Source organism: Shinella sp. (genome assembly GCF_052438155.1).
GTDB lineage: Bacteria > Pseudomonadota > Alphaproteobacteria > Rhizobiales > Rhizobiaceae > Shinella.
Genome location: NZ_JBQVPI010000007.1, coordinates 135,233 through 144,633, shown reverse-complemented (window position 1 = coordinate 144,633; position 9,401 = coordinate 135,233). Strand labels below are relative to the sequence as shown.

Sequence of the window (9,401 nt, the reverse complement as noted above, 5' to 3'; positions counted from 1 at the left end):
TTTTGGGGGTATAACCACCCCCCCCGCCGCGCTCCCCCTACCCCCCTGGGGGTTTTGGGGCCCCCAGGGGCGTTATGTGGGGGATGTTCGACCTCGCCGGTCGAAGGTGACATGTGGTGCAATTCTCCAGCTAGGAGGGGAAAACACGATCGGCTATCGTCCACCGACATCCACCGGTGAACCATGACCGACATCACACCCTACCTGCCGCAACTCGCCGTCGCCTGGACCGCCTATTTCATCGCGACGGCCTCGCCGGGACCGGCGATCATCGCCATCATCGCGACCTCGATCAGCCAGGGCCGCCGCGCCGGGCTGGCGCTTGCCTCAGGCGTGCTGACCGGCTCCTACATCTGGGCGATCCTCACGGCATCGGGCCTTTCCGCCCTCATCCGCACCTACGGCCAGGCGATCATCGTGCTGAAGATCGTCGGCGGCTGCTATCTGCTGTGGCTCGCCTGGAACGCCTACAGGGCGGCGCGCAAGAGCGAGGAAGTCTATCGCGCGCAGATGGCGGCCATGCCGCCGCTATCGCCGCGCCGGCAGTATCTCAAGGGCCTCGGCATCCACATCACCAATCCAAAGGCGATCTTCAACTGGATCATGCTGACATCGCTCGGCATGCCGCCGGGCGCGCCGGGCGGTGTGATGATCACCTTCATCGCCGGCTGCATGGTGATGGGTGTCTGCGTCTTCCTCGGCTTCGCGCTGGTCTTCTCGCTCGGCCCCGTGCACCGGGCCTATCTCAAGTCGCGTCGCGCCATCGAAGGCGTCATGGCCGCCTTCTTCGCTTTTGCAGGCTTCAAGCTTTTGACAACGCGGCTCTGAGTCTGAGCCGCGCCAGGAAAAGTGTGAAGCGGTTTTCCGTCCGGCGTGGCGCCTGAGAAAGCTTACTCGGCCGCCGCCTGGCCCTGCCCGTAGCGCTTTTCGATATAGTCGTTGACCAGCGTCTCGAATTCGCCGGCGATATTGGTGCCGCGCAGCGTCATCGCCTTCTTGCCGTCGACATAGATCGGCGCGATCGGCAGTTCGCCGGTACCGGGCAGCGAGATGCCGATATCGGCGTGTTTGCTTTCGCCCGGCCCGTTGACGATGCAGCCCATGACCGCGACCTTGAGACCCTCGACACCCGGATATTTTTCACGCCAGACCGGCATGTTCTTGCGAATGTCGTCCTGGATTTTCTGCGCCAGTTCCTGGAACACCGTCGAAGTCGTGCGTCCGCAGCCCGGACAGGCGGCCACCACCGGAATGAACTGCCGAAAACCCATGACCTGCAGCAGTTCCTGCGCCACCTGCACCTCGCGGGTGCGGTCGCCACCGGGCTCCGGCGTCAGCGAGATACGGATCGTGTCGCCAATACCCTGCTGCAAGAGAATGCCGAGCGAGGCCGACGAGGCGACGATGCCCTTGGTGCCCATGCCGGCTTCCGTCAGGCCGAGATGCAGCGCATGGTCGGAGCGGGAAGACAGCATCGCATAGACGGCGATGAGATCCTGCACGTTGGAGACCTTGGCCGACAGGATGATGTGGTCACGCGGCAGGCCGATTTCTTCCGCCAGATCCGCCGAGAGCAGCGCCGACTGGCAGATCGCCTCGCGCATCACCTGCTGGGCCGTCAGCGGAAAACCCTTTGCCTGGTTTTCGTCCATCAGCCGCGTCAAAAGCTCCTGGTCGAGCGAGCCCCAGTTGACGCCGATGCGCACCGGCTTGTTGTGGCGGATCGCCGTCTCGACGATTGCCGAAAACTGCCGGTCCTTCTTTTCCTTGAAGCCGACATTGCCCGGATTGATACGGTACTTCGCCAGCGCCTCGGCGCAGGCCGGGTGATCGGCGAGCAGCTTGTGGCCGATATAGTGGAAGTCACCGACAAGCGGTATGTCGAGGCCAAGACGCAGCAGGCGCTCGCGGATTTTCGGCACCGCCGCCGCACTCTCGTCGCGGTCGACCGTGATGCGCACGATCTCCGAACCGGCGCGATGGAGGGCCGCGACCTGGGCGACCGTTCCGTCGATATCGGCCGTATCCGTATTGGTCATCGACTGCACGACGACCGGCGCACCGCCGCCGACCAGCACGCCGCCGACATCGACCCCGACGGACTGGCGCCGCGGCTTCGGTTCAAAGTCGAAGGAAAAGGACATAATGGAGCCTCTTGCTCGAAAAGCGGCTGCACGCGAGCCTTGGCGCGCGGCCTTTGCCTTCAGGTGGATCAGGAAACGGGGCTTGTCAACCGCAAGGGTCAGAGCATTTCCGCTTTTCTCCGAGAAGCGAAAACGCTCTATCTCTTTGTTTTGGCGCAATTCCGGACGCAAAACCGCTGCGCACTTTTGCTGGAATTGCTTTGGGACACGCGACGATTTGATCGCCGCGCGTCGTTTTGCCGTCAACGGTGATCGCGCACATCCGCATGCACCGCATGATGCGACAGCAGCAATACGACGATGAACAGCACCGGCAGCAGCGCGAAGATGATGGCAAAGCCGGTATGCTCGGCAATGAAGCCGATGATGGACGGTGCAAACAGCGAGCCGGAATAGCCCATGACGGTCGTGACCGACAGCGCCACGCCCTGCGCAAAGCCCGGCAGGTTGCCGGCGGCGGAAAAGGCGATCGGCACCATGTTGGAAATGCCGACGCCGCAGATCGCAAAGCCGATCACCGCGACATAGGCATTCGGCGCCACGCCGGCGAGCACCATGCCGATCATCGCCATGATGGTGCAGAAGCGCAGCGTCTTCACCGCGCCGAACCGATCGCGCACATGGTCGCCGGCAAAGCGCATGACGGCCATGGTCAGCGAGAACGCACCGAAGGCGAAGCCCGAGAGCGCCAGCGACGCACCAAGCTCGTCACGCATGTAAAGCGCGCCCCAGTCTAGGATCGCACCCTCGGGTGCCATGGAGAACAGCGCCATGAGGCCGATCAGCCAGGGCAGCAACGTCATCGGCAGACGCACCTTCTGGCGTTCCTCGTTCGGATGCGGCGCGTCGTGCAGGACAAAGGGCCAGATGAACACGAGTGCGACGGCACCGACCACGGTGAGCAGTCCCGCATGGCCCATCACGCCGAACCGCTCGATCAGGAAACCGCCGGTCGTGGCCCCGATGAAGGCCCCGAGGCTCCAGAAGGCGTGACAGGACGACATGATGGCGCGCCGCATGGATTTCTCCACCTCGACCGCATTGCCGTTCATGGCGACGTCCATCGCGCCCATCAGCCCGCCGAAGAAGAAGATGGCGACGGCGCCGACCGGGATGTTCGGCGCGATGGAGAGCAGCAGCATCGTCGAGAGGAAGAGGATCGTCGCCCCCTTCATCGTGCGGGTCGTGCCGTAATGGGCGATCAGGATGCCGGCGATCGGCATCAGAACAAGCGAACCGATGCCGAAGCACATGATCATCAGGCCGAGCCCGGATTCGGATAGATCGAGGCGGCTTGCGAATTCCGGGATCTTCGGCGCCCAGGCGCCGGCAAAGGTGCCGTTCAGCAGGAAGAGGCCGGAGACGGCAAGCCGCGTCGACGGGAAATAGGTCTTGGCGATGGATTTGCCGGCAAGGGCATTGTCGGGCGTCGTCATGGAAGATCCGTTTGTGGAATATGGGCCAGGCATTCAGCCGGCCCTGAGAGTTTCGATGCTGGCCACCGTCAGCGCGGCGACCTCCGTGTCGTTCGCATCCCCTCGATCACGGCAAGACCGAGTAGGGAGCGGCGATGGAGAGCTCGCCGTTGGTAGCCGCGACCAGCGACGATGGAAAGGGTGTGCCTCCCAAAATGAAAAACCCCGCCGTCACCGGCGGGGTTTTCGTGATCAGCCATCCGGCTGCCGGCATTAATTGCGGTTGCCGAGGAAGCGCAGCATGAACAGGAAGAGGTTGATGAAGTCGAGGTAGAGCGTCAGCGCGCCCATGATGGCCTTGCGGCCGGCCACGGCGGCGTCGTCGGCTTCAAAATACATTTCCTTGATCTTCTGCGTATCCCAGGCCGTCAGGCCTGCGAAGACCAGCACGCCGATCGCGGAGATCGCGAAGTCGAGCGCCGAGGACTGCAGGAACAGGTTGACGAGCGAGGCGATGATCAGGCCGAACAGGCCCATCACCAGGAACGAGCCCATTGCGGACAGGTCCCGCTTCGTCGTGTAGCCGAACAGCGACAGCGAGCCGAAGGCGGCGGCGGTGACGAAGAGGGTCTGCGCGATGCTGGCGCCGGTATAGACCAGGAAGATCGACGACAGCGACAGGCCCATCAGGCCGGCATAGACCCAGAAGGTTGCCTGCGCGGCGGCAACGCTCATCGTGTGGATGCGGAAACTCAGGAAGAAGACCAGCGCCAGCGGGGCGAGCATGACAACCCACTTCAGCGGGCTCACATAGATCGCCTGACCGAACGCGGTCAGCTGGCCATCGGCGAAGGCGGCCTGCGAGGCGAAATACGCCACAAGACCGGTGATCGCGAGACCGAAGGCCATCAGGTTGTAGACCCGGAGCATGTAGGTGCGCAGGCCCTGGTCGATGACGGCACCGGCCTGGGCGCCGGCATTCGCCGTTCGGGTCTGGTAGTTGCGAAGATCAGCCATGTTTTCCTCTCATAAAGCCCCTTGGAATAGACGGTGTCGGGCTCCCGCTTGTTCGCTCCGATCGTTCGGCGCGCTTGCGGGGTCCAGGCAACCGCTGCGGGGCTCCAGCTTGCCTGTAGTAAATATGCGCATGAATTGTGTCTCGCACAAGACCCGCGACCCTTGCGCGAGCCGAAGGCCTTGCGATTTCAAAGCTCACGCAGCACCGGCGCGGCCTTCTGTCCCAGAATACGCCACGTGCCGGCAAGACCGATGCCGACGGTCAGGACGAGCGCCGTCACCACCGTCATGAGAGCGACATCCGGCAGGAAGCTCGACGGCAGCGTCATGATCCGGCTCACCACGAACCAGGCCGCCACACCCCCGGCAAACAACGCGAAGATCGCAGTGGCCAGCCCCAGCATCAGATATTCGTAGCTGAAGGCGCGGATCAGCGTGGCGCGCGTGGCGCCCAGCGTCTTCAACACGACGGCATCATGCACGCGCGCCCGGTTGCCCGCGGCAAGCGCGCCGGCCAGCACGAGGATCGAGGCAATCAGCGCCACGGCTGCCGCGGCGCGGATCGCCGTCGCCAGCTGGCCGACCAGCTCATTGACCACGTCGAGCGCATCCTTGACGCGCACGCTGGTGACGGTCGGATAGGCGTTGGTGACCGCCTTCAGCGTCACGGCCTCCTGCTCGGCCGTCGCCGACGGATCGATCACCGTTGCCAGCCACGCATGCGGCGCGCCGGCAAAGGTGTTCGGCGAAAAAACCATGACGAAGTTGATCGACAGCGATTCCCACTCGACATTGCGGAAGTTGGCGATGCGCGCCGTCATGTTGCGGCCGAGCACGCTGACCGTCACGGTATCGCCGATCTTGAGGCCGAGTTCCCGCCCCTCCTCCGCCGCAAACGAGACGAGCGGCTCGCCGGAGTAATCCTCCGGCCACCATTCGCCTTCGGCAAGCGTCGAATTTTCCGGCGTGCGCTTGGCATAGGTGATGCCGCGATCGCCGCGCAGCACCCACTGCCCTTCCGGCGGCACCTTGACCTTCGCCACGTCGACGCCGTTCAGCTCCATGACACGGCCGCGCAGCATCGGCACCTCGATGATCTTGCCATCGGGCATGTTGGACTGCAGCACCTGCCGGAACCCGTCGAGTTCGCTGCCCTGGATATCGACGAAGAAGAAGTTCGGCGCCCGCTCCGGCAGGTTGCCGGTGAGTTCGCGGCGCAAGTTCCCGTCGATCAGCGTCAGCGTGACGAGCAGCGCCAGGCCAAGGCCGAGCGACAGGACCACGGAGGAGGTCAGCGCCCCCGGCCGGTGGATATTGCCGATGGCGAGGCGCAGCGACGGCGAATTGACCCGCGGACTGCGCTTGGCCAGCGCCGTGATCAGCATGGCGACGACACGCAGCACCACGAAGGCAAAGGCGATGGCGCCGAGGAAGACCAGCGCGATATAACGGTCATAGGCGGTAAAAATCGCCAGCCCCGCCAGTGCCGCAAGAAAGATCGCCGCCCCCAGCACATAGGGCCAGCTCGGCAGCCGGCCGGCTTCAAAACCCTGTTCGCGGAACAGTGCAGTCGCCGGCACCTCGCGGGCATGGCCAAGCGGCATGATCGCGAAGGCGAGCGCCGTCAGCAGGCCGAAGACGGCGGCGATCAGCAGGGCGGACGGATAGAGCGTCGCCTCCGCCGGCACCGGCAGCACGCCTTCGAGGAACTGCATCGCCACCATGGGCATCAGCGCCCCGGCAACAAGGCCGATCAGGATGCCTACGGCCGCAATCAGCGCGATCTGCGTCAGGTAGATCAGCGCCACCAGCGAGGCCGGCGCACCGAGGCACTTGAAGGTCGCGATGACCGAGCGCTTGGAATCGAGATAGGCCCGCACGGCATTCGCCACGCCGACGCCGCCGACGATCAGCGCCGTCAGGCCGACCAGCGTCAGGAATTGCGAGAAGCGGGTGATGTTGGTGGTCAGCGAGGGTGCGGCGCTGTTGGCGGTGCGGACCGACCAGCCGGCCTTCGGGAAGGCCTTGTTGGCATCGGCCCGGACCTTTGCGAGCGGCACATCCTGATCGGCAAGCCGGACGCGATAGGCGTTTTCCACCAGGCTGCCGGTCTGCACGAGGCCGCTCGCCTGCAAAGCCGCTTCCGACAGCATCAGGCGCGGCGCGAAGCCAAAGCCTTCCGACACCGCATCGGGCTCGCGCACCAGCGTGCCCGTTACCTTCAGCTTCGCCGTGCCAAGCAGGATCTCGTCGCCGACGGCAATGCCCAGCCGGTCCAGCAGCAGCGGCGCCACCACAGCGCCAAAGGCCTCGCCCTGTTTGGCAAACAGCTGGCTCGCCGGCTGCTGCGGCAAGGTTTCCAGCGTGCCGTAGAGCGGATAGGCGCCATCGACGCCCTTCGCCTCCACCAGCGTCTGGTCGGAGCCGTCAGGCAGGCGCGCCATCGAGCGCAGCCCGGTGGACAGCGAGACATCGCCAAGGTTTTGGAAATGCTTCAGTTCTTCGGGCGTCGCAAAGCGGTTGTTGAACTCGAAGCGCACATCGCCGGCCAGCAGCGTCTGCCCCTGCGAGGCAATCGCCTGCGTGATGGCGCTCGATACGGAATTGACGCCCGCAATCGCCGCCGTTCCAAGCGCGATGCAGGCGAGGAAGATATAAAACCCCTTCAGGCCGCCGCGCATTTCGCGCAGCGCCAGACGGATAGCCAGCGGAAATTGTTTCAGGACCGTGCCGACCCTCATGCCGGCACCACCTCTGCAAGCGTGGCTCTGAGAGGTGCTGCACCGGACACGATCTCGCCGGAGCGCATGGCGACCTGCCGGCTGCACCGGGCGGCAAGCGTGACGTCATGCGTCACCAGCACCAGCGTCGTGCCGCGCTCGGCCTGCTTGGCAAACAGCAGATCGGCGATCTGCCGGCCGGTCTCGGTGTCGAGATTGCCCGTCGGCTCGTCGGCGATCAACAGTTTCGGCGCCGGCGCCAGTGCGCGCGCAATCGCCACGCGCTGCTGTTCGCCGCCCGAGAGCTGGCCGGGATAATGCGACAGGCGCTCGCCGAGCCCGACCGCCGTCAGTTCGCGCCGGGCGATCTCGAAGGCATCGCGCACATTGGCAAGCTCCAGCGGCACTGCGACGTTTTCCAGCGCCGTCATGTTGGGAATGAGGTGGAAGGACTGGAAGACGATGCCGATGTTGCGGCCGCGAAAATCCGCCACCTGGTCCTCGCTCATGCCATGCAGGCCGGCGCCATCGATATGGATTTCACCGCTGTCGAGCCGTTCCAGACCGGCCAGCACCATCAACAATGTCGACTTGCCGGACCCCGACGGTCCGACGATGCCGACCGATTCGCCCGCATCGATCGACAGGCCGATTCCCTTCAGCACATGCACGGAGGCGGCAGCCCTCCCGAGGGTGAGATCGGCATTTTTAAGATCGATGATGGTTTTGGCCAAGGAATTCTGCCCTATATGTTGTTGGAACAACTGGAATGCCAGCAATCTAGGATCAGCACTATGTCGTTTAAAGCGGCGCTTTCGATTTTCGCCTCACTTGCAATCACAGCTTTGTTATCCGCCGGCAACGCCCTGGCCGAGCCGGTCAAGCTCGTCGGCTTCGGCGACAGTCTGATGGCCGGCTATCAACTCCCCGCATCGGATGCCTTTCCGGTCAAGCTGGAGGCGGCGCTGCGCGAAAAGGGTTTCGCGGTCGAGGTCGCCAATGCCGGCGTGTCCGGCGACACCACGTCGGGCGGTCTTGCCCGTCTCGACTGGTCGATCCCGGACGGCACGAAGGGCGTCATCCTCGAACTCGGCGCCAACGATGCACTGCGCGGCATTCCGCCGGAACAGACGGAAAAGAACCTCGACGCCATGCTGACCCGCCTGAAGGAGCGTGGCATCGCCGTGCTGCTCGCCGGCATGATCGCGCCCCCGAACATGGGCCCGGAATATGGCGAACGCTTCAACGGCATCTACCAGCGCATGGCGGACAAACACGGCGTGGCGCTCTATCCGTTCTTCCTCGACGGCGTCGTCACCAAGGCGGACCTCCAGCTCGAGGACGGCATGCACCCCAACACGCAGGGCGTCGACGTCATGGTGAAGACCATGCTTCCGGCCGCGGAAACCTTCCTCAAGTCGATCACGGCAGGGGAGTAGTTTTCGCGGGTGCGAAATAAGGGTTGCGCAAAAAGCGGTTGCGTGATTCGCTGACAGTACATTCCAGTGTGGAGAGGTCGCCATGCCGAGACTTTTCATCGCCCTCGAAGTGCCGCGCAACGCGGCCATGAGCCTCTCGTTACTGAGAGGTGGCCTCCCCGGAGCCCGCTGGATAGACGTCGAGAACTTTCACATCACCCTGCGCTTCATCGGCGACATAGACGGCCGCACCGCCGACGAGGTGGTCGACAAGCTCGATCGCATCGAGCGCCCCGAATTCCAGCTGGGCCTGTCCGGCATCGGTTCCTTCGGCTCGAAGAAACCCCATTCCGTCTTCGCCGGCGTCACCCAGGCCCCGGAAATGTACGCCCTCCAGGCGGAAATCGAGCGCATCTGCCAGCGCCTCGGCCTACCCGCCGACCCCCGCAAATTCACCCCCCACGTCACCCTCGCGCGCCTGCGCAACGCCCGCCCCGAAGACGTCGCCCACTACCTCTCGGGCCGCGGCAACTTCTACACCAACACCTTCACCGTGAACCGCTTCGTGCTGATGTCGTCGAAGGAATCGGTGGGCGGCGGGCCTTACGTCACCGAAGAGGTCTTCCCGCTCTACGAATCGGGCGGCAGCTGGGACGGCGCGGACCTGCACGACCATCCGGTTTGATA

8 protein-coding genes are annotated in these 9,401 nt (G+C 64.3%); 3 read left to right on the top strand and 5 right to left on the bottom strand.

The genetic code is table 11. The annotated features are described in order from the left end of the window. Positions 1–183: 183 nt before the first annotated feature. A complete protein-coding gene (locus ACT6VE_RS15185) occupies positions 184–828 on the top strand; it encodes a LysE family translocator (RefSeq protein ID WP_069060717.1) in 645 nt (214 codons plus the stop codon). A gap of 62 nt (positions 829–890) precedes the next feature. Here ACT6VE_RS15185 and ispG read toward each other — a convergent pair whose 3' ends face one another. The 5 genes from ispG to ACT6VE_RS15160 all read right to left on the bottom strand — a co-directional run bounded on the left by ispG (position 891) and on the right by ACT6VE_RS15160 (position 8,030). Then, positions 891–2,144: a flavodoxin-dependent (E)-4-hydroxy-3-methylbut-2-enyl-diphosphate synthase gene (gene ispG / locus ACT6VE_RS15180; protein WP_069060716.1), complete on the bottom strand. Its 1,254-nt coding sequence runs from the start codon at positions 2,142–2,144 to the stop codon at positions 891–893. Between the two features lie 242 nt (positions 2,145–2,386). Beyond that, positions 2,387–3,580 carry an MFS transporter gene (locus tag ACT6VE_RS15175; RefSeq protein WP_444799401.1) on the bottom strand — a complete coding sequence of 398 codons (1,194 nt, stop codon included), beginning with the start codon at positions 3,578–3,580 and terminating at the stop codon, positions 2,387–2,389. 252 nt (positions 3,581–3,832) lie between these two features. Next, positions 3,833–4,576: a Bax inhibitor-1/YccA family protein gene (locus ACT6VE_RS15170; protein ID WP_444799400.1), complete on the bottom strand. Its 744-nt coding sequence runs from the start codon at positions 4,574–4,576 to the stop codon at positions 3,833–3,835. 188 nt (positions 4,577–4,764) lie between these two features. Continuing rightward, positions 4,765–7,317 (bottom strand): ABC transporter permease, encoded by a 2,553-nt coding sequence (locus tag ACT6VE_RS15165; protein WP_444799399.1) that lies wholly within the window; start codon positions 7,315–7,317, stop codon positions 4,765–4,767. Further along, entirely contained in the window at positions 7,314–8,030 is a 717-nt protein-coding gene (locus tag ACT6VE_RS15160; protein WP_444799398.1) for an ABC transporter ATP-binding protein, read from the bottom strand. The genes ACT6VE_RS15165 and ACT6VE_RS15160 overlap by 4 nt, the downstream gene beginning before the upstream one ends. 60 nt (positions 8,031–8,090) lie before the next feature. Between ACT6VE_RS15160 and ACT6VE_RS15155 the strand changes: the two genes are divergently transcribed. Together ACT6VE_RS15155 and thpR are read left to right on the top strand one after the other, a co-directional pair. Further along, complete coding sequence (locus ACT6VE_RS15155) at positions 8,091–8,735, top strand: arylesterase (RefSeq protein WP_444799397.1); 645 nt, start codon at positions 8,091–8,093, stop codon at positions 8,733–8,735. 82 nt (positions 8,736–8,817) lie between these two features. After that, on the top strand, positions 8,818–9,399 hold the full coding sequence (thpR, locus tag ACT6VE_RS15150) for an RNA 2',3'-cyclic phosphodiesterase (protein WP_069060709.1): 582 nt from the start codon (positions 8,818–8,820) through the stop codon (positions 9,397–9,399). Positions 9,400–9,401: the final 2 nt, after the last annotated feature.